14 protein-coding genes are annotated in these 24,039 nt (G+C 47.4%); 4 read left to right on the top strand and 10 right to left on the bottom strand.

Going from position 1 to position 24,039, the window contains the following annotated elements:
• Together ABDD94_RS14790 and ABDD94_RS14795 are read left to right on the top strand one after the other, a co-directional pair.
• A complete protein-coding gene (locus ABDD94_RS14790; RefSeq protein ID WP_345952893.1) occupies positions 1 to 633 on the top strand; it encodes a TMEM175 family protein in 633 nt (210 codons plus the stop codon).
• Positions 634 to 657: 24 nt separating this feature from the next.
• Positions 658 to 1,428 carry an SDR family oxidoreductase gene (locus tag ABDD94_RS14795; protein WP_345952894.1) on the top strand — a complete coding sequence of 257 codons (771 nt, stop codon included), beginning with the start codon at positions 658 to 660 and terminating at the stop codon, positions 1,426 to 1,428.
• A 99-nt stretch (positions 1,429 to 1,527) separates the two neighbouring features.
• On the opposite strand, the gene ABDD94_RS14800 is transcribed toward ABDD94_RS14795, so the two are convergent.
• The 6 genes from ABDD94_RS14800 to ABDD94_RS14825 form a co-directional block, all read right to left on the bottom strand.
• Positions 1,528 to 1,818 carry a hypothetical protein gene (locus ABDD94_RS14800; RefSeq protein WP_345952895.1) on the bottom strand — a complete coding sequence of 97 codons (291 nt, stop codon included), beginning with the start codon at positions 1,816 to 1,818 and terminating at the stop codon, positions 1,528 to 1,530.
• 46 nt (positions 1,819 to 1,864) lie between these two features.
• Entirely contained in the window at positions 1,865 to 2,803 is a 939-nt protein-coding gene (locus ABDD94_RS14805) for a family 43 glycosylhydrolase (protein WP_345952896.1), read from the bottom strand.
• A 92-nt stretch (positions 2,804 to 2,895) separates the two neighbouring features.
• Positions 2,896 to 5,214: a glycoside hydrolase family 95-like protein gene (locus tag ABDD94_RS14810; protein ID WP_345952897.1), complete on the bottom strand. Its 2,319-nt coding sequence runs from the start codon at positions 5,212 to 5,214 to the stop codon at positions 2,896 to 2,898.
• Between the two features lie 425 nt (positions 5,215 to 5,639).
• A complete protein-coding gene (locus tag ABDD94_RS14815) occupies positions 5,640 to 6,872 on the bottom strand; it encodes a GDSL-type esterase/lipase family protein (RefSeq protein ID WP_345952898.1) in 1,233 nt (410 codons plus the stop codon).
• A gap of 25 nt (positions 6,873 to 6,897) precedes the next feature.
• Positions 6,898 to 9,372, bottom strand: coding sequence for a glycoside hydrolase family 3 C-terminal domain-containing protein (locus ABDD94_RS14820; RefSeq protein WP_345952899.1), 2,475 nt, complete (start codon positions 9,370 to 9,372; stop codon positions 6,898 to 6,900).
• A 24-nt stretch (positions 9,373 to 9,396) separates the two neighbouring features.
• Positions 9,397 to 11,859: a glycoside hydrolase family 95 protein gene (locus ABDD94_RS14825; RefSeq protein ID WP_345952900.1), complete on the bottom strand. Its 2,463-nt coding sequence runs from the start codon at positions 11,857 to 11,859 to the stop codon at positions 9,397 to 9,399.
• Positions 11,860 to 12,236: 377 nt separating this feature from the next.
• Between ABDD94_RS14825 and ABDD94_RS14830 the strand changes: the two genes are divergently transcribed.
• Positions 12,237 to 13,799 (top strand): RICIN domain-containing protein, encoded by a 1,563-nt coding sequence (locus ABDD94_RS14830; protein WP_345952901.1) that lies wholly within the window; start codon positions 12,237 to 12,239, stop codon positions 13,797 to 13,799.
• Between the two features lie 73 nt (positions 13,800 to 13,872).
• Positions 13,873 to 15,165: a glycoside hydrolase family 71/99-like protein gene (locus ABDD94_RS14835; protein WP_345952902.1), complete on the top strand. Its 1,293-nt coding sequence runs from the start codon at positions 13,873 to 13,875 to the stop codon at positions 15,163 to 15,165.
• Positions 15,166 to 15,794: 629 nt separating this feature from the next.
• Here the strand turns inward: ABDD94_RS14835 and ABDD94_RS14840 are convergent.
• From ABDD94_RS14840 to ABDD94_RS14855, 4 genes are all read right to left on the bottom strand, one after another.
• On the bottom strand, positions 15,795 to 16,574 hold the full coding sequence (locus tag ABDD94_RS14840; RefSeq protein WP_345952903.1) for a DUF3823 domain-containing protein: 780 nt from the start codon (positions 16,572 to 16,574) through the stop codon (positions 15,795 to 15,797).
• 11 nt (positions 16,575 to 16,585) lie between these two features.
• Entirely contained in the window at positions 16,586 to 18,409 is a 1,824-nt protein-coding gene (locus ABDD94_RS14845) for a RagB/SusD family nutrient uptake outer membrane protein (RefSeq protein ID WP_345952904.1), read from the bottom strand.
• An 11-nt stretch (positions 18,410 to 18,420) separates the two neighbouring features.
• Positions 18,421 to 21,684 carry a TonB-dependent receptor gene (locus ABDD94_RS14850; protein ID WP_345952905.1) on the bottom strand — a complete coding sequence of 1,088 codons (3,264 nt, stop codon included), beginning with the start codon at positions 21,682 to 21,684 and terminating at the stop codon, positions 18,421 to 18,423.
• 308 nt (positions 21,685 to 21,992) lie between these two features.
• Entirely contained in the window at positions 21,993 to 24,026 is a 2,034-nt protein-coding gene (locus tag ABDD94_RS14855; protein ID WP_345952906.1) for an alginate lyase family protein, read from the bottom strand.
• Positions 24,027 to 24,039: the final 13 nt, after the last annotated feature.

Genomic DNA, 24,039 nt, shown 5'->3' on the forward strand with positions numbered 1-24,039 from the left:
ATGAAGGAAGTTAAAGGGATGAACATGAAAGTGGATTCGACGCCCGAGCGGATTTATGCTTTTTCAGATGGTGTATTTGCGATCATTATTACGATAATGATTCTGGAATTAAAAAAACCGGAAGAACCTACGTTTGAAGCATTGAGTCATTTGTGGCCGACGTGGATCAGCTATGGTGCAAGCTATATTTTTATAGCGATTGTATGGATTAACCACCATTATCTTCTGAGGCATGCCAAAGCGGCTACCCTTAAATTAATGTGGGCCAACTTTGCGCACCTTTTTACAGTTTCCTTAATTCCGTTTCTGACGGAGTGGGTAGCGGATACCAAATTACAACCAGTCCCCGTGATCATGTATGCATTTGACTTTTCCCTGGTCAACTGCACCTATTTGTGGCTGGTATGGGAAACGCTTTGTAACACAATGGACAGGTCAGGGCCCAACGCCACACATCGCCTTTTACATATGCGTTCATTCACAACTTTGGGAATATTCTGTTTTGCGACGATCATTTCGTACTGGTTTCCACGGTTTGGTTTTGGACTCGTAGTTTGCTGTTTATTATTATATCTCACTCCTGAACTTTCAAAGGTGACAAACCTGAAACCTTTGATAAAAAAAGCCTCATAAATAAAATTTTAACGATTACCTACTATGGAAAAAAAAATTGGGATTGTCACCGGAGCGAGCTCGGGTATAGGAAGAGCAACAGCGATCAGGTTAGCAAAAGATTTTACCGGCCTTGTATTGGTGGCACGAGAAGGCGAAGAACTAAATAAGACCGCTAAGATTATCCGGGAAACGGGCGCGGAAGCTCTGGTAATCCCAGTTGATTTACGCCTGATTGAATCAGCAGACCGTGTAATCAATGAAACTCAAGACAAATTCGGAAGAATCGATGCACTGGTGAACGTCGCCGGTGCCGTTCCTCAGATCCATCTTTTCGAGATGACGGATGAGCAATGGAATGATGGCGCAGAAATGAAACTGCACGGTTCGCGTCGCTTGACGATCAAAGCATGGCCTGCATTGAAAGCCTCAAAGGGATCGGTCATATTTATGTCCGGGAACTCAGCTGAAAGCCCAAAGCCGGGTTTCGCGGCAGTTGCAACCATTAATGCTGCAATTAGTGCGCTTGCCAAAGCCTTTGCTGAACAGGGCATCTTGGACGGTATACAGGTAAACAGTGTGTCGCCAGGCCCGGTAATGAGTAACAGAAGGATAAACTTTTTGAATAAATGGTCGGCCGCAAACAATCTGACGATGGAGGAAGCTAAAGATAAATTCCTGGAGAACGCGCATATCAAGCGTTTTGGTGAGCCTGGTGAAATTGGAGAACTGATCGCATTCTTAGTATCAACTGGCGCCAAATGGCTGCTGGGTACTGATATCAGAATGGATGGCGGGGAAGTGAAAGGAATTTAAAAAATAGTCGAAGCCATTTAGATAAGCGGTTACCGCCTAACAGATCAATTAAAAGGCACCCGTTTCGGGTGCCTTTTTTATCCGGCATCAACTTTTAAGTTACCTGGGCAATGTAGCTAAGTAGAGTAATATTTCGTTGCCTAATTCATCGACATGTGTCTCCAGGGCAAAATGACTGGCATCATAAAACTTCACAATGGCATTCGGCAGGTCACTTTCGAATGCCAGCGCCCCCGGTGTTAAAAAGTAGGGATCTTTGTCACCCCATTGTGCTAAAAGCAGAGGTTGCCTGTTCCGGAAATACTCATGAAATGTCGGATATAGCGCTACTTTACTCGCGTAATCCTTAAAAAGGTCCAGCTGAATTTCGGCGTTATCGGGACGATCCATGAAAATCTGATCAAGCGTATACGATTCCGCGACTTTCTCTTCCATATTACTTGCTTTGCACAACAGTTTGCATAGTACCATCAGCATTGAAAGAAAGTTTATCCACACAGATGGATCGGAGGTTTCCCTGACCGGAAATCGAGCTGTTATGATAAAAGGCATACCACTGGCCTTTAAACTCAACAACCGAGCCGTGGCTGGTATCACAACCCGTCGGCTCCAAATAAACACCTTTATAGGTCCAGGGTCCCATCGGACTGCTACTTGTCGCGTAATTCAGCCGGTTGGCTCCTTTTCCGTCTACCCGGTTATTATCAGCATACGTCAGGTAATATAAGCCGTTTCGTTTGAAGACAAATGTCGCCTCATGAAAGTCTTTCAGGCCCTCCATAAATTGCAGGGGTCCGGCCAATTCAACCATATTTTTTTTCAGTTTCGCTCCTGCGCATCTTCCTCCGCCTCCATAATAGAAATACGCCTGGCCATCGGTATCCACAAAGACGCAGGGGTCAATCATCGCGTAATTATCATTGCCCAATTCCAGATATCCCTGAACCTTAAAATCCCGGTCAGGCTTTTTACTGGTGGCGATTCCTACCTTCCAGGTTTTGTTCCACTCTGTTCCGCTAGGATGCGGAAAATAAAAATAATAGGTGCCGTTTTTGTAAGCACAATCCGGGGCCCACATGAAACCTCCTTCTTTCCTCCCCCAAGGCACCTGGCTCGCATTGAGGATTTCCCCATGGTCTTTCCAGTTAATCATATCATCAGTTGAAAAAACATGGTATCGATCCATCAGATCACAACCGCGTGGAGGGTCTACATCATGGGAGGGATAAACGTACAGCCGGCCATCCTTCCAGACATGTGCGGAAGGATCGGCAGTATACATATGAGTAACAAAAGGGTTTTTTTGGGCGAAGCCGCTTGTTATTGCCAACAATAAAGTAATAAACAAAAAGGTTAACCTCCGGAATACTTCCATAACTTCATTTTTGCTAACTGTAGAAATTACTAAACTAGCCCTGCAACTTAATAAAAGCTTAATTAAACATTAATGGAAGCAACCCTTCAACCTTAATCTTTGTCATCGACAGCAGCTTTCCTCCCACCCCAAAGCTCTGGTTGATCAACTCGGACGACCGGTTGAAATACGAGGCTCTCGGCTCCGTTGCCAGGAAACAGAATAACCGTCTCCCCTTTTGCCAAGTGTAGCCCCACACGGCCATGATCCAGTATTTTCACCCTTTCCTTGTTTACCCCAACAGCCCTGATCGGGCTGGCGTACCCGGTTTGAACGACACAGGGCTCACCAGCGAGACTTTTGATGACAATTACCGTTGTCACACCCTTAGCGCGCTTGGCGCTGACCAGAAATGCACCTTCCGCTCTAAAATTGGCGAAGCTAACCTCCCGCCATTTAGCCGGTAAGCCTGGAAAGATGCGGATGGTGTCATCGAATGAAGTCATCATCATTTCCTGCAAGGTCCGGTCGAACGCTAAGGGCGTTTCAATCACAGGAGAACCTTCCCGGTATAAGGTATTGGGCAGCGGCGACTTCCGGATGAATAAATGTAAAAAATCCAAGGCTTTATCCCCGTTGTTACCGGCTGCCAGCATGGAAGCGGCTCCTAACCACGAATATCCGGCAAAGGCTTGTGGCATACTGACCCAGTTTTCCAGCGACTTTCTGATCAACGGCCGTTGCTGTGCATTTTCCCACTTCATTTCATGAAAAGGATATATCGCAAAAAGATGTGACCAGTGCCGATGTGATTTGGCAAACGGCAAATTTTTGCCCACCATCAAGCCTGTCTGGACATCCGTTTCATAGGGAACCAGCGTATTCAGCACCTGCCGGCATCTTAGCGCAATCGAATCGTCCAAATGCAGCCTCTTATCCGCTGTAATAATGGTTGCGGCCAGCCAGCGCAGGCAGGCCAGTGTATAGGAACTGTTCTCCACTCCATCTGTATACTCGGGCGAAGCTGTTTTAGGCAACATTAACCGGCCATCGGAAGTTCGCACGGTGATGTGATCCAGGTAATTGAACGTGCCTTTCATCAAAGGAAACAATTGGTGGCGAAGGTATCCGTCATCCATTGTACTTCTGTAATACATCCAAAGGTTATGCATTACCCAAGGCAAATTGCCGACTTCAGTACCGACCGGACTCCACCCTCCCGGCCCGCTTGCCCTCCCGATAGCATACGAATCCTGCTGAAACGGCGCAGCGTTCTTTGCAAGCATTTCCCGGTCCTCCCAGACGGTGCGTGCTAATGGCTCGGCCTCATCCAGATGATTAGCCATGTAGTAAGGCCAATAGGCCAGCTGTATATTCAGATTCCACCAAATGGCCGGCCACACAGTCTGCCTGAACCATGGCCCCATCAAATCGAGGATGGGGCCACCGCTGCGCGAGGCTGCGCCCATTTTATAAATCTGCACCCAGTAAAAGCTCTCCATGGGCGCATCGGGAATGCTGAGGAAACTTTTGGGATAATACTGATGCCACCAGGCTTGGTGCTCCTGCCGCAGGCGTTCAACTCCCAACAGCTGCGCAGCCCGGACTTCACCGACGGCGCTCCTTTCGGCGTCCTGACCCGGTAAGGTTCGTTTCAAACTGATGTACCAGATAGTCGCTTTACCCGTGGTTTGTTTACGCCATGCCGTCGCATACTGGCCAGATCCCTTACCTGCAGTTCCGTAGCGCTCGTCTTCCGGCATATCCTGAACGCTGACCGTAACGCCGCCGTTGCGTCTGCATTGCTGCACCGGGTAAGCCTGGTACCCTTTAGGCAGCCCGCCTCTGGTAGATTTCGCCGTATCCGGGAACCATTGCAATTCGGCGGAGTTCTCACCGGAAACTTGGATGATAATGACATCCCGGTTCGCCGCTGTAAAAGCCCTTACTTGACGGATCCCCTCCTTCGTTCTTATATCCGCTACTGACTCCGCATTCCAAAGGTCGAGCCGCATGCTTCCCTTTAAGGTGTCGTCACCAAACTTGAGTGTAAAATGGCCGTTGGGCAGCCTGTTTGCCGAATATAACACCCGTTTACCGTCTTTGTCCTCCCGGTGGTCGTACAGATCGCTACGGGAGATCTCAAAGTCCATTCCACCTGGTTTCCTCTGCCAAAATATCGTTCCGAGCGAGCCGTTGCCCAGGAAGCCACCGGTGTCCCAGCTGTCGGGTAACCTGTCTTTCCAAATCAGATCATTACGCTGAAGGAAAGCTCTCCAATTCATTCGCTGCAGGTCAACTGTGTTCGAAAGGCGGGTCTGGGCTTGCGCTAATCCAGGGAAGAATAGCCCGACAAAACAAAAAATACGGAAAGCTGAAATGTGGATCAGACAATTCATGAATCCGCGGACCGGTTGTTGATATTTCTTCATACAAATTATTATTCAAGTGAGGGGATGCCTGTTCATACTTTTCGTCAGATTAACTGTCTACGTTTGTTGATTGAAGACTGCGGTTTCTTGTTATCAAAAGCAGGCGATCTCACGGTATCATCATCTGGTGAAACTTTTCGCCATATTTTATCTGTTCGTAAGCGGCCTTTCTAACGTAAAATCCATGCTGTACCGGCTTCTATGACCCTGCCAATAAAGCCATCTTTGTACAGGCTTATCCGGACCAGCTCCGCATGTAAAGTGCTAGCTTGGCCAGATTTGCCGGGCGGACTGTTTAGTCCTACTCACTGACCGCCGCGCGATATGGCAACGGAACTTTAGTAACGGCGTCCATGAACCTTCTGTCAGCTCCCGCTCGATCCGCCGATGGAAGCTAGCAGTGATCAGATGACAGCTTTATTGCATTACAAATAAGACTTCAGCTTTTCGGCCAGTAAACGTGCAGCCTTTTGCTGGCCCGAAACACTGGGGTGGGCAGAATCGTTATAATCGCTTGTTTTGGGCGTTATCCATCCCGATGTATCCAGATAAAAAACCCTTTTATCACCTTCTCTGACCATTTGATTAACGGCATTGATTGTCGGCTGCTGCTTCACACCTAGAAAAGTTCGCATGGCAAAAATCTTTGTTTTGGGGAAATGGTGACGTATCGTTTTCATTAGAGATACATACGCCTGCATGAAAGTGGAATCCGGAACTTTGTTGTTATTATCGTTTGTACCTAAATTGATAAGCACTATTGCAGGGGCATAACGCTTAAAATCCCAATCAGCGGCATCGGAATACTTCAGAGACCTCGCTTTGGTATACTGCCAGTCCATGCCATTGCCTTTTACCCGACCGTAGCCGCTGGCAAGATTGATGCCGGGATAAGCGATCTGGGTGTGTTCGGTGCCGAGTAATTCGGATGCTATCCAAGCGTAATCAGAAACATTCGCCTGCTCATCCGTATAACCCGCAGTAATAGAATCACCTATATATTCGATCAATACAGGCGATAAAGACGGTGAATTCGTCTGCGCGCCTTTATCAAAAACGAATCCCCTAAAATCAAAGACATAATCATAATCTTTTCCCTGCGCAACGGTCAGCGTATGCCAGTTACTCGTTAACGGATTTGGCGTCAGGTTGACCGTATCACCCACACCAAGAAGACTAGTCCACGGACCGTTGTCTATTTTCACGAAGAAATTAGAACGATGCCCGGTTACCATTTGCGCAGTAGTTCCTGAGAACGCCGTCTTCACATAGGCACCTCCCCAGTAGCTAACTGCACTGTTTGTGCCTGAAAAATCCCACCGGCCTACGAAGCGCAGATTTTGGTCTTGCAATGACCCTGGGACGTCCGGCCGGTCTGTTGGGGCAGACACCGAACGCCATACCCCGCCTGAGGAAAGTTTATGCGTTTTGCAGCCGGCCACGGCTGTAAGTACGAGCATGTAGAATAGAATGGTTCTCATAAAACGGTATTTTAAATTAGTTAAGGTTTGTTTTCCGGTATACACTTTCTTAGTCAGCCGAATTGATCCTGCCGGATCGGTCTCAAAGGTCAGGCCGTGAGATCTGCCGGAAATTTGGCAGGTAAAGTACTTCCTGTTACTATCAACATTAAACACACCAAGCAATAAGGTCTTCAAAAATTCAGATCAGTTTATTTCCGGTTCAGTCTAAAACGAAATCATCCCCTTTGATCATAGACCGTTGAACGACCAGGTTGACACCAGACGGGTGGGTTGCAACCAAGGGCAGCTGGCCTGCAATGAAAATATTTACCGCTCCGGCCCGTTCTACGAGACGGTCACCGGTGCTTACCAGCGCTAAGTCATCAGGCTTGAGCATAAACGGTACGACCTTTGTTTCTCCGGCTTTTAGATGGATTCTTTTGAAGCCTTTCAGCGCGATCAAGGGTTTCCTTACTCCATCAGCGAGGTGTCTAACATAGAGTTGCACAACCTCGTCACCAGCCACTTTGCCTGTATTCGTTACCCGGGCCGAAACACGGACTGACTTTCCGGTCAGAATGCTCCCGGGGACAGTGGGTTGGCTATACCGGAAACGGGTATAGCTTAACCCATAACCAAACGGATAAAGAACTTCGCCGGTAAAGTACCGGTAGGTACGGCCTTTCATGCTGTAATCATGAAAATGCGGCAAGTCGTTCTCACTTTTGTAGAAGGTGACAGGCAAACGGCCCGCAGGATTGTAATCGCCAAAGAGCACATCGGCAATCGCGGTACCCGCGGCCTGACCTCCATACCAGGATTCGATGATGGCGGACAGGTTTTCTTTTTCCCAGTTGATAGCGACAGCACTGCCGTTTAACAATACCAGGATAACCGGCTTACCGGTCTGATAAATGGCCTTGATCAGTCTTTGCTGAATAGGCGGCAAGGCAATGGTTTCGCGGTCCCCCCCGGCGAATCCCTTTATTTTAATCGGCAGCTCCTCTCCTTCCAGGCGCGGTGAAAGCCCCATAAAAAGAATGACCGTCTCCGCTTTTTCCGCGGCAGCAAGGGCCTCCCGGAAGTTTTTTTGGGCGGCAACGGTATCACTACCTGACTGTTCTACTAATTCACATCCCCTGGCGTAGATTACATTAGCGCCGGGAAGCTTCTTGCGGATACCTTCAAGCGGCGTCACGGTGAACCCGGGCGTACCATTGTAATTGCCCCATAACGCTTCCTTGTCATCCGCATTTGCACCGATTACAGCAACCGTAGTCAAATTCTTTTTCAGCGGCAGTAATCCGTTTTGGTTTTTAAGCAACACGATTGATTCCCGTGCTGCTTCCAGTGCCAATCGCTGATGAGACGCAGAATTAACGGTACTGTAAGGGATCGCCGCGTACTTGACAAACTTCTCGTCATCAAACATACCCAGCTTGAACCTGGCCAGTAGCAATCGCCGCAACGACAGGTTGACCTTTTCTTCACTGATCAGGCCGGCTTTGACGGCGCCGACCAAAGTAAGGTAGGTGTCGCCGCAATTGAGATCATTTCCCGCATTCACCGCCATCGCCGCGGCTTCCTCCTTGCTCCGGGCTTCCTTATGTCCGGTGTAGATATCCTTCACAGCATCACAATCAGAGACCACGTAACCATTGAAGCCCAATTCCTGCCGCAGAACTTTCGAAAGTAAGAACACATTAGCCGGTGCAGCAACGCCATTGTAACTGTTGTAAGCACTCATGATCGAATAAGATCCGCCCGTTTTCACGGCACTTTTGAAAGCCGGGAGGTAGGTATCTAGGAAGTCATAAGTATCGGTAGTAGAATTAAACTGATGCCGGCCGATCTCCGGGCCACTATGCACCATGTAATGTTTGGCGGTGGCAACCAGCTTTAGATATTTAGGATCATTTCCCTGTAAGCCTCGGATAAATTGATCGCCCATCACGGACGTGAGGTAAGGATCTTCACCGTAGGTTTCCATTCCCCTGCCCCACCTCGGGTCACGGAAAATGTTAATATTGGGCGACCAGTAAGTTAATCCCTGATACCGGCCGTGCTGGTTATCTCTAAGCGCCTCATGATGCTTTGCGCGGGCTTCGTCGCTGGTTGCAACTGCAATTCTGGAAATCAGATCGGCGTCGAACGAAGCGGCCGAACCTATAGGCTCCGGAAATACGGTTGCCAGTCCAGCCCGGCCAACGCCATGTAAACACTCATTCCACCAATTATATTCCGGAATTTGCAACCTGGGGATGGCCTTGGATTGATCCACCATCTGACTTACCTTTTCTTCCAATGTCATGCGCGACATCAGATCGTCAACTCGCTTTTCGAAGGGCAGGTTCACATTTTGAAAGGGCATTTGCTGGGCGGTCGATACCTTTGCAAAAGCGGCCAGGAAAAGAATCAGGAAATTGAATTGCTTATTATACATCGCTAAATTTTTCTGGTTAATACATGAGCGAATAGCCTGTGATCCAACGGCATCGCTCACTTTCGAGACAAGGCCCGTCGAAACGAAACCGTGACCCGATAGCTTTGCTAACCGGTTATCCGGAACGTGGACCTTTGTTTTGGGTTTCAAAATTATTTCCGCGCCATCTTTGTCCGCATGCTTAATGCCCAGTGTGCCGTCCTTACATAGCGTAGAAAAATAAGTGCGGACAAGGGAAACCTGCTTTTTCATTCTATTCTAAACGTTCGTAAACAGTTACTTAGCCCTCAACGTATAGACCTTACCCGCTTCTGTAGAAAAGTCGTATAGCAGGCCTGCGTTGACAACCATAAGCGCCAACCGGGCTTTCTCCGAGACCAGCGGCATCGGAATCGTATCCGGCTGATAAAATGGATTGGTGTTGACTCCCTCGGCAACCCGGATTTTCAAGCGGGATTCCGCTTTCAGGGCACTGTGCACACGCAAACGGCAATTACCGCCAAGGTTTGATTTAATCGTTATTTTCAGGAGCTTTCCATTATTCCACTGCATATCGACGATTTCAAAACCGCCAACAGCTCTCAATCCCATAATCTGTCCTCGCTGCCAGCCCTTAGGCAAAGCAGGCAAAAGATGAATGGAACCATCGTGACTTTGCATCAGCATCTCGGCCACGCCTGCCGTGCAACCAAAATTTCCATCAATCTGAAAGGGCGGATGGGCGTCGAACAGGTTCGGATAAGTTCCCCCACCATTATTTGCGCCGCCCTTGTTGACGCCCGTAGGTGTTAGTTGATTCCTGATCAGTTGGAAGGCATGATCACCATCGAGCAGCCTGGCCCAGAGATTCACTTTCCACCCCATAGACCAACCGGTCGATACATCACCGCGGTAAATCAGCGATGTACGGGCCGCGCTGGTTAACTCAGGTGTATGGTAGGGAGAAATCTGATTTCCAGGATACAAACCGAATAAATGAGATACGTGCCGGTTCTTGTCATTAGGGCTATCCAGGTCATGTATCCACTCCTGCAATTGGCTAAAACGTCCGACTTGCATGGGCGGTAATCGCCTGCGGGCGGCCAGTAGTTTGTCAGCAAAATCCTGGTCGACACCCAGGATATGACTTGCTTTAATCACGTTGGAAAACAGTTCGAACGCCAACTGGTTGTCCATCGTTACACCTGCATCGATGGAAGCACCCTTGTAAGCGCCAGGGCCGTTCTCAGGCGAGAGCGAAGGTGAAATAACAAGCCATTTATGTTCCGGTTCTTCTGTGAGGAATTCCAAATAGAACTGAGCGGCTCCTCTTAAAGCCGGATATACAGATTTAAGGTAGTGCTCATCCCCGCAATACTGATACTTTTCCCACAAGTGACGGCTTAACCACGCTCCGCCTGAGGGCCACATTCCAGAGAAAACGCCGTCAACAGGACCCGTTATACGCCAGAGGTCGGTATTGTGATGGGCGACCCATCCTCCCACGCCATACATTTCCCTTGCCGTTCGTTGACCGGTTATTGCTAAGTCGTTGACCATATCAATAAGCGGGAGGTGCATTTCTGACAAGTTGGTTACCTCGGCCGGCCAGTAATTCATTTCCGTATTGATATTGATTGTATACTTACTACCCCATGGCGGTGATTGTTTATCATTCCAGATACCTTGCAGATTAGCGGGTTGTCCTCCGGGTTGCGAGGAAGAGATCAGGAGGTATCTCCCAAACTGGAAGTATAGGGTTACCAGCTGAGGGTCGTACCCATTCGCAAAATCACGGATACGGATATCAGTTGAGTTATTGACAGCGTCACTAGTGCCCAGATCAAGCTTTACCCGATTAAAGTACCGTTGATAGGCAGCAACGTGTGCGGTAAGTATTTGAGCATAGCTTCTGAAAAAAGCCTGTTTTATAGAGCTTGACACGCGCTTCGTCTCATCTGCACTCACATCATGGTAGTTTACAAAATTGGTGCCGATGGCGACATAGATTGTAACTTCATCGGCATTCGTGACGGTCAGGGTAGAATCGTTCGACGAAATCCTTCCACCTGTAGCCTTGAATTTGATCTGCGACTGAAACCGAAGCTGACTTCTCACGCCATCTTTATCGCTGGTAACCCCTTTCATCACCAGCATGTTATCTTGCACCGATGTCTTAACTTGCTGAGTGCTGGTCAGTCCTGCGGAAAAACTGATGCTGGCACGCTTGTTGGCTGTGAGATGAATGACAATAACCTGGTCAGGCTGTGAGGCTAAATACTCCCGCCTGAACCGCACGCCACCAACTTCATAAGTCGTGCTACTGACCGCCCTCGCAATGTCCAGTTCCCGGTAGTAGTTTTGATACTTCTGATGTTCGGGGAAAAAAAGATTGAGGTTGCCTACAGGCTGATACAGCATCCCGTTAATACGATTGGATTTGATTTTAAGTGCCGCAAGATCAGCAGCCTCTTTATTTTTTCCTTCAAAAATCAGCTTTCTCACCTCCGGTAAAGCAGCCAACGACGTTTCGCTGTCGTTCCGGTTCGGTCCTCCGCTCCAAACCGTTGCTTCATTCAACTTAACAAGGTCTCTTTCAGGATTGCCATATACCATCGCTGCAAGCCGGCCATTACCAATCGGAAGCGCCCGCTCCCAAACCTGGCCGGCGGGTTCGTTGTACCATAGCCTCAGTCCGGCATTTTGAGCCAAAGAAAATAGGGACAGACAACACCCCAGAGTCGTTAAAATATATTTCATGTAATCTAGTCGTGAACAAGGTTTCAGCACCAGTCCAGTTCAATCTGGAATCAGAATACCCAATGCTCCTTCATTTATAAGGCGCAATTAAAGATATCCGCCTAAAAAAACATTAATAAAATATTAACGCTGACCCTGGTAAATTACTTAAAGAGAATTTCGGCAGAAAACATGAGTTTTCATTGCTTCGAATGACTAGCATAGGCAGTCCAGGCTATTTGCATTTGCACCATAGACCTCCGGAAAACCGCACTTTCCGGCAGGTATTTGGTGTGTACAACCTGCAAGAATATAAAAGTTAGCGTAAGTAAAAATGGTTAATACTTTTTTAATCTTTTATTAACGTGTAAGAAGATATTTACTAAACCAGCAGTTAAATGCCAACCAATTTCTACGTATTTAAATACGCTACCTACCCATTAATTTCATTTAAAACCAAAATCAAAACCATGAGAAAATTTACATTTTTAATGATTCTTGCACTTTTTTCGTTTAGTTGTTCGAAGAGAACCGCAGTTGATCCACCCTCTCCCGAAAGCCCGCCAGCAACAGTCAAGGCAACGCTTGCGAATAACGGTGCGCTGGATGACACGAATATCAAATATTTCGGCCGTTGGGATTTTTCCAACCCCGCGCAGTACGTCAGTTACTGGGGCGGCGCCTACTTTCGCGTAAGATTTACCGGTACTTCTGTAAAAGTAAAATTAGGGAATACAAGTAACTATTATGCCAAGATAGACAACGGCCCTTGGGTGAGCTTTCTGAATGTAGGGGGAACGGTTAACCTGACTCCATCCCTGCTTGCTAACGGCACCCATACGTTAAGCCTGGCACAGGGAAAAGATTACAATTATGTCTTTAATTTCCAGGGTCTGGTACTTGACGCGGGCGCTAGTACAAGCGCACCGCCAGTTTCCACTAATCTGATTGAATACATCGGCGATTCCATTACTGCGGGTTATACCGATCCGCAGGCGAACGTGTCCGATTATGCGTGGGTATGCTCCGAAGCATTAAATTGCGAACACACGCAGATTGCTTATCCAGGGATCAATCTAAGTAACGGATTTACCGGTACGGGTATGCAAACGCAATATCTGAAGTCACAATCTTTAGCTTACCCCTCCTCCCCTAACTGGAACTTCGCCGTTTATACACCCAAAGTTGTGGTGATCAACCTGGGTACTAATGACACCAACAACGGCGTACCGGATGCTACGTTCCAAACTAACTATATAGACTTTTTGGCGACTGTCCGGAGCAAATTCGCGAATGCCGAAATTTTCGTCCTCAGAACTTTTTCCGGCACCAAAGCGTCAGCCACCGCTAACGCTGTACTGGTCCGCAACCAGGCCGGGGACAAAAAAGTTCATTACATCAATACAGGGGGCTGGCTTACCGCCGGATCAGCAGATTATACCGATGGTACCCATCCGAGCGTCAGCGGCCATATCAAGGTGGCCAATTTGCTTAAGCCAATCCTAGCGCCGTATGTAGGTGGCGTACAAGCTATTGCTAATGGCACTTATAAAATCGTCAGCCGCAGCAGCGGACTTGCAGTGGATGCTAAAGATAAGCTAACAGCCAATGGCACCTCTATTCAGCAATGGACTTATATCAACGGCACTAATCAGCAGTGGACAGTCAGCAGCTTAGGCAATGGCCAGTATAAGATTGTCGGTGTTCAGAGCTCACGCTCTTTGAGTGTGACAGGCCAAGCGATAGCAGACGGCACTAACCTGTCTTTATACGATTACCAAGGCACGGATAATCAAAAATGGATAGTCATGCCAACGTCCGGTGGGTATTATACGATTAAGAGTGTACAAAGCGGTAAACTAATGGAAGTAAAGGGAAACAGTCCCACAGCCGGTGCTCTGATCGACATCTACCCAAACAATGGCGGCAACAATCAGCAATGGGCATTCCAAACACCTTAACGCAGATTGAATATTTTCAGCTTCCAATTATTACCTCAAAAGGTACTTACCATATAAATTAAAACCTATTATTATGAAGCACAATCTAGTTCATCAATTTAAAACGCTGCTATTTTGCACACTCCTGGCAGCAGGCGTAGTTTCCTGTAACAAGAAAGAAGAGGTCACTCAGGACCAGGCGTCCCTTGAGAATCCACAAAAAAAAGAAGCGGCCTCGCCTGTAGGTGATGTCGTAGGCAAACTGGTTGTTGGCTACCAAGGCTGGTTTGGTGCCAGCGGAGACGGCTCACCGTTTAACTCCTGGAGACATTGGGCGGCTACCGGCACGCCGGGTCCCGGCAACCAGAGCTTTGAACTTTATCCGGACGTACGGGAGTATTTGACAACCTATCAAACTTCCTATGCCAACCTGGGAAATGGTCAGCCGGCAAAGCTATTTTCTTCCTGGACTGCCCAGACCGTAGCCAAACATTTCCAATGGATGCAGCAATACGGTATCGACTGCGCTGCTGTACAAAGATTTGGCGGGTACTTGTATTCGGATAACCGTGACCGGGATTTCAGGAACAGCATTATGGCCAAGGCGCGTAATCAGGCTGAGAACTACGGCCGTAAATTTTATGTCATGTATGATATATCGGGCTGGACAAACTTCCAAACGGAAATCAAAAGCGATTGGACATCGTCCATGCAGACCCATACTGCCTCAACGGCTTATGCCAAGCAAAATGGGAAACCCGTGGTCTGTATCTGGGGAATTGGCGTGTCAGGCCGGCCAGGCAATGTAACCAGCTGGACAGAGGTCATCAATTGGTTCAAAGCCCAGGGATGTTATGTGATCGTCGGAACGCCACGTAACTGGAGATCACAAACAGCTAATTTACCGGCTTACAATGCAGCCAACATGATTTCGCCCTGGAGTGTCGGCACATTCAATAATCTTGCGGGGGCTGATACCTATTCTACGCTTATGCAAGGTGATTTGGCGTACTGTAATTCAAATAATCTAGACTTTCAGCCCGTCACCTTCCCTGGCTTTGCCTGGTCTAATTGGAAACCCAACACCCCAAGAAATGAAGTTCCCCGCTTACATGGAGATTTCATGTGGCGGCAATTTTACAACATCAGAAACCGCGGGATCAACAGCGCCTACGTAGCCATGTTTGACGAATATGATGAAGCGACCGCCATTGCTAAAGCAGCGGAAAACAGCACGATGATTCCAACGAACCAGTACTTCCTGACGCTGGACGCTGACGGTGTTGCGTGTTCTTCGGATTTCTACCTTCGTTTGACTGGCGACGGTGCAAAAATGATCAAGGGTCAGATCGCACTCACTGCTACACACCCCACGTCTCACCAATAAAATAAAGTCAAGGTAATAATTGGATTCACAGAACGTCCCGGTGGTCACCGGGACGTTTTTTTTGTGTTTTAACTGCGGGTGAAAACGGCATAAGGCTGACACCGCACAATTCCTAGGAGATTCTTGCCTATCCGCTTCTGTCCCATCGCAACTTCCTAAACCCGCATGTTTGCCGGAGCTGCCGTGTATCGTCCACCCTTTTTTTACCTGTGCTAAAATACAAGTGTAATGGGGATTCACCTGCTACTGATGAATTTGATACATACGCCAGCAATCCGCAGAACCTAAAAGGTCACTATTTACGCTGGACGCGGGGTTACTCGCGTAGACGGCAAATCAAAGAACTTTGCTTTACAAGCCATTTAACGTTTCGTATGGCAGTTATGAAAGTGCTTAGGGAAAATGAAAAAATGGCGGGCTGCTGCAGGATTCATAGTTCCAGCTGATTTTAGCTGTTTTTGATGCCATTATGTAAAATATTAGCGGCTGACACTTACCCCTAATTTGCAAGATCCGCAAATAATAAACGGGGATAGAATCTATCCCCGTTCAAGTAAAAATACTCAGTAAAATCTATCGCTTGTCGAAGCGAACGGTTGCCGTGGTACAGTCAACCCAGCTTAAGCGGTTTAGCGAATGGTAAATTTAACCACCGGGCTGTAATTATACTTTCCGTTCGAACCAGAACCTAAAACGGCAACTCTCAAATAGTACTCTCCTTTAGGCAAATGCGTCTTAGAAAAGTTAAAGGAAAAAGTTTTGCCGGTACTTGCATCAGTACCAGCTGCCGGTGTATATGGGTTACCTAAAATCGCATTCGTCACGGTGAACTGGAACTGGTTCTGGTAATAAGAACCAACCCGGTTAGAACTTACGCTTTCGTTGACAATAACGGAATTGTTGATCAGTAGAAGCAGGTTGTTAGCCGTGGTTAAACCATTACTTGCCGGTGTTGCTGTTGCCTTGGTGACTGTGAAAGTAACGGTGCTGTCAGCAACGCTTGGTGCGGTGATCCGGAAAAAAGGATAAACCTTAAAGTCTACACGAACATCTTGGCCGGATGCCAGGGTAACCCGTGTAGAATCGCCGCCTAGGTACTGCCACGGTCCTGACTGGGCTAGCGGCACGACCTTATAGCTTTCAGGAAAGACCGTGGAATTCGAAAATGTACCGTCACCTTTGACAGCAAGATCAAAATTTCCAGGCGTCGGATATTTTGCTGGATTATTGACGATCATTCTTACATTGCTGTTACTGCCGGCTTGAGAAAGCTCAAGCGGTCCCCCCGTATCTCCGTCGGTGAGGGCACCATGGATCGAGGCATCGGGTGCGTCGTAGTTATCCTTCTTGCAACTTGCAAAGACAAACATCATGCAAGATAGAATGAATAGATATTTCAAATTTTTCATGTTTGTATAATTTAGTAACCTGGATTATGTCCTCTGTTTGGCTGTTTGGCGAACTCTGGATTCGTTGCTAGAGCCTGTGCAGGTATATCAGCGTAATAATTTCTGGGCAGATAGTTTCTGGTATTTCCCGGAACTTTGCGAAGCACCCAATCCTGGGTGTCGATGTTGTAGTAAATTTGCAATCCGAATTGCTGCCGGTTAACAAAGTCAGTTGTTAAGGTTCTCCAGCGGATATAATCCCAGAATACGCGGTTTTCATAAGCAAGTTCTACATAACGCTCATGACGTATAGTTGCTCTATCAACAGTGGTTAATAATTTGAGACCAGCGCGCACATGCAGTAAGTTGAGCGCATCGGTTGCTTCAGCAGTTCCTTTCCCCAGTTCGAAGGACGCTTCAGCAAAGTTCAATAAAACCTCACCATAACGCAGATCCAGCCAGGAGGTACGCGATGTAAAAGGATTAATCAGCGCATAATCAGTTACCGGGTCAGTCCACTTTTTAAGCCAAAACGGGATGTTATCGATTGAAGAGTTACCAGAGCCTGGATAAGGCGTGGTCGTTGTGGTAAAACTTCGGGTGGCTGTGTTGAAGTATTGATTGTAGGTACTCGCTACATACGTGGTATTATTGAAAATCACTCCACGCTGACCTGTGATGACGGCTGGGGTCGATGTTCCTCTCACTACCCTAAATGTCGTTCCCGGAGCGACTATCGTTCCGCCGAACCGGGCTTCTTTATTTTGAAAAGCCGCACTCATAGACGGAAAATGATAATCCTGGTTAACCGCAAACACAGTGGTCGTACCATCCGTATTTTGAAACTTTTCTACCAGATCCATGCTGGTCCGCAAGCGGTTGCCATAACCACTGGTCGACTGTATCGACATCGGCAGCACCATCAGGTCCTGTGAATGCGTGCGGTCACCCGTAGTGGAGTTGTAATCGTACCCTTTGGCAAATATAGCTTCAGGATTAGTGTCTCCAGGCTTACATTCATAAAAAAGGTACTGAAAGTTTTTTTGCAGGTCGGGCAGATATTTGTTGAACAAGGCAAACTTGTTGCTTTTTATCACTGCGTTAGCAGCATCATAAGCAGTTTGCATGTACGTCTGGGCATGAGCCGCATCCACCCCGTTTATTCCGCCGGTGGTTGTCAAATTATTAGTGTTATCAAACAGACCGATTGATCCGGCATGTAACATTGCCCTGGACTCAAGTGCCAGCGCTGCCCATTTGGTAGCACGGCCATAAGTATTATAAGATTCCGGAATATTTGCTGCCGCAAAGTCTAAATCAGACTTTACCAGGTCCCATATTTCGACTTCTTTGGCACGGGGCAAGGAAACAGGCTGTGCTTGAGGGGCGGTAAGCAGCGGCACGCCGCCGTAGTACTTAACCAAACCAAAGTAGATGTAAGCTCTAATAAATCGAGCCTCACCTTGCCAGGTAGCTAATTGCGTTGAGCTGAAGTTGGTTGCATAATTTGGAAGTTGCTGAATGACGACATTCACGTTACGCAGACTTTGAAATAACCGGTCAAACACCGCGGCATCCATCGTATAGGTATTTGAGTCATAAGCCTCATCACTCCAATTGGCAGTATATTGGTTACCAGCGCCCGGAAAAGCGCCAAAACTTCCGTTGCTAAATGAATAATCTTCGACAGGGATATCTGCATAGAGTTGAGCAAATACCGCGTCAACGCCAGCAACTGAACTGAACACGGCATCTTGTGTTAAAAGATTGGTAGGTTCTACATCCAGTACGTTCTTTCTACAAGCACCTAAACCTGTAAGAAGAATAATAATCATGAAAATTTTTATGCTTTTCATACACGTTGATTTTAAAAAGTTACTTGGGCACCTATGTTGTAGTTGCGCACTAAGGGATAATTATAGCCATACAAACGTGAGTTTGTAAATTCGGGATCAACGAAGTCCAATGCTTTTGAGTTAACGGTAAACAGATTATAACCTGTTGCGAAAACGCGGAATCTAGCTATATGAAGCTTTGACAAAGCTTTTGCGGGTAAGGTGTAACCGATCTGCAATTGCTTCAACCGGGCATAAGTTCCGTCAAATATGCTTCGTGAATTACCGTATTGCAAGAAGTTGGACTCCGCGGCATTGCCATTCCCGCCATTGCCTATGTTAACGAAGCCAGCATCCTTGTAATTTTGACGGACACCGGTCGAAGGAAAACGGCCGGGTATCCAGGCGCTGTTAACGTCGAACAGATCAGCGCGGTGCCAACGGTCATAGTATAACGCAACCGGATTGGCATCAGGTTGAAAGAACGGACGGCTCAGTTGATCCTGATAGGTTATGGAATAATTAGTCGCTCCCTGTATCAAGGCCGTCAAATCGAAGTTTTTATACTGAAAATCGAAGGTGACCCCGAAATAGGTAAGCGGACGGTTACCGCCGGTTGCCAGAACAGTTTGGTCGCGTTGGTCGATAATCCCGTCCCCATTGGTATCTTCATAGTTGTAATCTCCAGGCAAGAGTGTCCGGTTACCGGCTCCGTCCTGAATAGGAGCTGCATATATTTCCTGGTAATTTTGGAACTGACCAATGACCTTGTATCCAAAAATCTGATCGAAGTAACGGTTGGAAAACTTCGTACGATAATTGTTATACGGGTCGCTCGCAGCCGTCTCTTCAAAGTGCAGCCATTGCGAACGGCTATATCCCATGTTGGCGGATATGTTATACACTAACTGGCCGATCTTATTATGGTGTCCCAATATGATTTCAAAACCCTGTGTCCGGTCTGAGTTCAGGTTAACTTTTGGAAGTGCAGCTCCGAAAACGCTTGGGATTGAGGCGATCTGACCGGCTAATAACCCGGTTCGATCCCTCCGGAAAACATCGGCTTCAAATGTCAGCAAACCTTTCCAAAATGAGGCTTCCAATCCAATATCGGTCGTTTTCGACTCGTACCAAGTTAGACTAGGCACGACACTGCGGAAGTCTACGCCCTTGGTGATTCCAGAGGTCCCAAACACACTGCCTACCTTCGAGCCCCCGCTACCGGGAGATAATGTACTTCCGGTGGCAGGATAAACGTAGCCCGTCAGAAAGGAAGGGAAACCTTGCGCGGCAGCCACATCATCCCCTAATTTACCGTACGATCCCCTGATTTTCAGGTTATCAATCCATTTAAAATTATTTTTGATGAATGGCTCTTCCGATAGCCGGTAGCCCACCGATCCATAGGGAAAAAATCCATACCTGCTCCCGGGTGCAAAGTAAGATGAACCTTGTTCCCTGAAACCGAATTCTGCCAAATACTTCCCGGCGTAATCATAATTGATGCGCCCCACATAGCTAATGTTAGCATTCGCACTCTTCGAACCTGTCGCCTGTGATGTAGACAAGATCCCCGCATTAGTAGTTTGAATGGCATCAATAGCGTATTGGATATAGGTCTGCGTGAAGTTAGCAGCATTATCGATATTCTCATAAAGAGCCAGGGCACTCAGGTTGTGTTTGCCAAAGCTACGCTGGTAGTTCAATCCAAGTTGTAAGTCATTTTTAGTGCTTTGATCGAATCGTTCGGTCAAATTCGACGGTGCATTATTGAGCGTCGGCGACTGCACGCCATTGGTGTAAGTGTATAAGTTGAATGCCTTGTTGAAAGTCTGGGCAAGGCCGTAATTATTGTCATAGGCAAATGCCGCCCTTGCACTCAAGCCTTTTACTGTTGGAATCACATAATTTAAATTGAACACCGAGGTAAACCGCCGTGTGTTTTCGTCACTATACCCTCCCAGGTCCCGGCTGAGTGCAGCCAAAATATTTTGTTGCTGGGAAATATTGGAATCAAACCGGGCTAAATAATTGGGGTCGTTGTTAGAATAAGGACTCAACACAGGTGCGATGCGCCAGGTCGTCCGTCCGGCCAGCGCAGCAATATTACCTGAAGCTGAATTCGGTGCCGTAGACACCACATTGTTGAAACCGATGTTGGCGTCTAATGTTAGACCATCCAAGATCTTCGCCGTTACGGTTTGACGGAAATTATACTTTCTGCTTTGCTCAATATCCGAATTTAGGAATCCGCCTTCCCTGAAGTATCCGAGCGACGTAAAATATTGAACCTTGTCGCTTCCTCCATTGATCGTTAAGTTATGCTGTTCCTGCGTATTTTGCTTTTTGAATACGGTCGCCGTCCAGTCCGTGCTCGGCAAAGTGCCGTTAGCGTAATCAGCGATTTGCTGCCGGGAATATAATGGCGTGAATGGATCTGTGCGTCCCGAAACGAAGTCATTAAAGGCTTTTTCATTGTAGAGTTCGGTATATTGCGCTGCATTGGACAGTTGCGGGATCTTTCCCCGCCTTGCAATACCTACCTGGAAATTGTAGTCAACTTTCAATTTACCGGCAAGCCCTTTACGTGTCGTTACCAGGATAACGCCGTTCGCAGCCTGTAAGCCGTAGATTGCCGCGGTTGCATCTTTCAACACACTAAAGCTTTCGATTTCGTTCGGATCAAGCCGGGCGAAATCAGCCTGCGATCTGGGAATGCCATCAATTACGAACAGCGGACCGCCAACGGGACCGTTCGGCTGTGGCGTGATGCCATCATTCCGATAGGTTGCAAAGCCCCGTATATCAATGGAGGTTTCGAACTTTCCCGGCTGTGCCGACAATTGCGTCACACGGACGCCCGGTGTCCGTCCGGTAATGGTATTGGTGAGGTCACTAACAGAATTTTTCCTGATCTCACTTGCTGATACTGTACCCACAGACCCGGTAAGAGAGGTCCGCTTTTGCGTACCATAAGCGACGACGACGACGTCGGTCAGCTTGTTTTCGACCTGCGACAGTTTTACATTGATACTTTGTCCGGAAGTTACGGCAATCTGTTGGGTCACATAACCAATATAACTAATGCTTAATTCGGCCTTCGAACTTGGCACATTGACCGTAAAAACGCCATTAACATTGGTAGTAGCACCAGCGGTGCCCCCTACTACCTTTACATTCACGCCTACAAGGGGTTCACCCTTTTCATCGGTTACCTTTCCGGATACGTTTGCGTTTTGTGCATACGACTGTATGGTAAGAAATGATGTAAGCAAGATTAATAGAAATCTTCTCATGCTTTAGCAAATTTGATGTAAAAATTGTTTAAAACTTTTCAGATGTTATCCTGCCGTCAGGCACTTGGGAACATCCATACTGATTTCAAGCTCATGAGCCTGTTGATTTTTCTAATGGACCGGGAGAGTGTCCGCGTGTACTTGCCGCGAAAAAACCGGAAACGCTTTCTGCATAATTATTGAATTAAATGGTTTAAAATTGATTAGATCTATTGCGCTAAGTAATTAGCGGCCGCTTAAAAAAAGTATAATAAAGTCTTAAAATTCAGCACGCAGCCTCTTTTCTTATGGTAAAAGCATGTTTATAACTACTTTTTTCCGTTTTCACGATTTACATTATTGATTTTTTCGGTCCGTTTCGAAGAATCTTGAATTCCGTAATTGCTATTATACTGCAGCAGGTTTCCGTAAATCTTTATCGCTTTATTCGCGCTAGCAAGTGCCTCGAATTCGAAACCGCTTCTGTCGTTTCCTTCAGCTAAGTTGTTGCGTACGTCCAGGTGCGTTACCTCCATGCAATGCAGGCCGGATAATTTGTTTCTGGCCATCTCACATCTTTCAATCAGGCCGTCGTGAATGTAGGACAGGGAAATTCCGTTCCCCCAAGGTGACGTATCAAAGCGGCTATTGGTTACTATCAGTTGACTGGCGTGGGATACTTGCAAATTGTGCAGTAGCCCGGGACCGGGCACCACGCTGGAACCATTGTCGCTAAAGTCGCAACTGTCAATGAGAATATGATTTGCTCCTCTAATAGCCACTCCATTTTTTGTAAAGTTCTGAACAGTGAGATGGGCGAAGCGCAGCCTGTTGAATTGACCTGCACGATCAGCCGAAAAAAAAATGCCTTCCCGGCTAGTCGCATTCATATAAGACCGGGAACGCCTGTCATGATTCGGGTCCGGGTTGGTGGTTACACTATTTGCCCCTTCAATGATCATATTCATAATGGTTACATCATGCAGGTCGACCTCCCCGTTCACCATAGTTTTTTCAGCTATACCCGGCGCCAGAGTCAATACAGTAGATCTGCCCTGACCTGAAAGCTTCGTCAGACTGTATATTTTCAATGGCGCTTTAAGCACATAGATTCCGCTGTTTAAAATAATCCAGCTCTTTTTCCCCTTACAGCGGTCAAGCACCGATTGAAGTGAATCTGCTTTCCCAACGAAGATAGCCTCTTTGGGAACTCCACCTGAGGGCTTTTCACCAGCCCCTATGACTGACTGATTTGCAGGAACTTTGTGGGAAATGTTCAGTCTGTTGGACATCGCCGGCAGCGCGCCGGGTTCCTTCCGTATGCCTGTTAACACGCCGGTCGATGAATGAGGGCGGGTTCTGCGGATGATTTCCAGGGTATTGGGCATGCTAATGCCCTTTACCTGCGTGTAGTGATTATAGACAGCTTCATAGATATCCCTGAGTTCGTCACGGTCGCGGATGGATAGCACCCCGTATACCGGTATATCCTTACCGGTCAGGAAAGCGGTGGTGTACTCATAGCCCAAGGACAGCCTGTTGTCGCCGTCGGCATAAAGATCGGTACCCTGGGTCCAGGCGACCTGCGCAGCTTTAGCAAATTCTCCTAATCCCAATTGTACATGCCCCCAATCACGTGTAGTTTCCTGAACTTGCCCGTTCGAATATATGTACTTGGTGATGCCGGAATTACCGGGGCCCCGCTTATAACGTTCTATCGCACTATTAAAAATATCCTGCTTATCGGTAAAAACGCCGATACATAATAAGGTGTTGATGATCGATGCATCCCAGTTTCCATTAGCCTCCGTAAAGAAGTCTCTCACCGTTGGATAGTAAACCGTTAGCATGAGCTTTTGGAATTGTATGATGTCTTTCTGTTGCCACCCGGACGCCGTATATTTTAAAATCTCCGCCGCATTTAAAAAATTGAAGGCAGTCAGGCCAACGTTCAGCTTGGCGTTATTGTCGTCAAAATCCCATAAAGTGTAAGACCATGCATTGAGAATTTCGATCGCTTTCTGTGCGTATTCCCGTTTGCCGGTGATATACCACATCAAGGCATGCCTGTAAGCCATGTCCGAACTTTCGGAGAGCTCCCGTCCACCCTTACTATTCGCGCCGTACGGTCCAACGGAAACATGGGTAACAGGTTGCGGTTTAAATGACAGGCTGGCTGTTCTTCGCAGATTGTCGAATGCTGTCTTCCACGGTTCTGCCCCGGCAATCACCTGTCTTCTCATGAATTGAAGATCAGTAGCGCTTTGCGCAAGGCCGGGATGGCGAAACGTCATCCCGCTTTGTGCAAACAAACTATTCGTCAGCATTGCAACTGCAATAATCAATATAACTTGCTTAACCATCGGATATTCGTTT

Source organism: Mucilaginibacter sp. PAMB04168 (genome assembly GCF_039634365.2).
In the GTDB taxonomy this organism is placed as follows: Bacteria; Bacteroidota; Bacteroidia; order Sphingobacteriales; family Sphingobacteriaceae; genus Mucilaginibacter.

Excerpts from the sequence above, each read along its gene's own strand:
- ABDD94_RS14790 (WP_345952893.1), top strand. The coding sequence starts at position 1 with ATGAAGGAAGTTAAAGGGATGAACATGAAAGTGGATTCGACGCCCGAG.
- ABDD94_RS14795 (WP_345952894.1), top strand. The coding sequence starts at position 658 with ATGGAAAAAAAAATTGGGATTGTCACCGGAGCGAGCTCGGGTATAGGA.
- ABDD94_RS14800 (WP_345952895.1), bottom strand. The coding sequence starts at position 1,818 with ATGGATCGTCCCGATAACGCCGAAATTCAGCTGGACCTTTTTAAGGAT.
- ABDD94_RS14805 (WP_345952896.1), bottom strand. The coding sequence starts at position 2,803 with ATGGAAGTATTCCGGAGGTTAACCTTTTTGTTTATTACTTTATTGTTG.
- ABDD94_RS14810 (WP_345952897.1), bottom strand. The coding sequence starts at position 5,214 with ATGAAGAAATATCAACAACCGGTCCGCGGATTCATGAATTGTCTGATC.
- ABDD94_RS14820 (WP_345952899.1), bottom strand. The coding sequence starts at position 9,372 with ATGAAAAAGCAGGTTTCCCTTGTCCGCACTTATTTTTCTACGCTATGT.
- ABDD94_RS14825 (WP_345952900.1), bottom strand. The coding sequence starts at position 11,859 with ATGAAATATATTTTAACGACTCTGGGGTGTTGTCTGTCCCTATTTTCT.
- ABDD94_RS14830 (WP_345952901.1), top strand. The coding sequence starts at position 12,237 with ATGCCAACCAATTTCTACGTATTTAAATACGCTACCTACCCATTAATT.
- ABDD94_RS14835 (WP_345952902.1), top strand. The coding sequence starts at position 13,873 with ATGAAGCACAATCTAGTTCATCAATTTAAAACGCTGCTATTTTGCACA.
- ABDD94_RS14840 (WP_345952903.1), bottom strand. The coding sequence starts at position 16,574 with ATGAAAAATTTGAAATATCTATTCATTCTATCTTGCATGATGTTTGTC.
- ABDD94_RS14845 (WP_345952904.1), bottom strand. The coding sequence starts at position 18,409 with ATGAAAAGCATAAAAATTTTCATGATTATTATTCTTCTTACAGGTTTA.
- ABDD94_RS14850 (WP_345952905.1), bottom strand. The coding sequence starts at position 21,684 with ATGAGAAGATTTCTATTAATCTTGCTTACATCATTTCTTACCATACAG.
- ABDD94_RS14855 (WP_345952906.1), bottom strand. The coding sequence starts at position 24,026 with ATGGTTAAGCAAGTTATATTGATTATTGCAGTTGCAATGCTGACGAAT.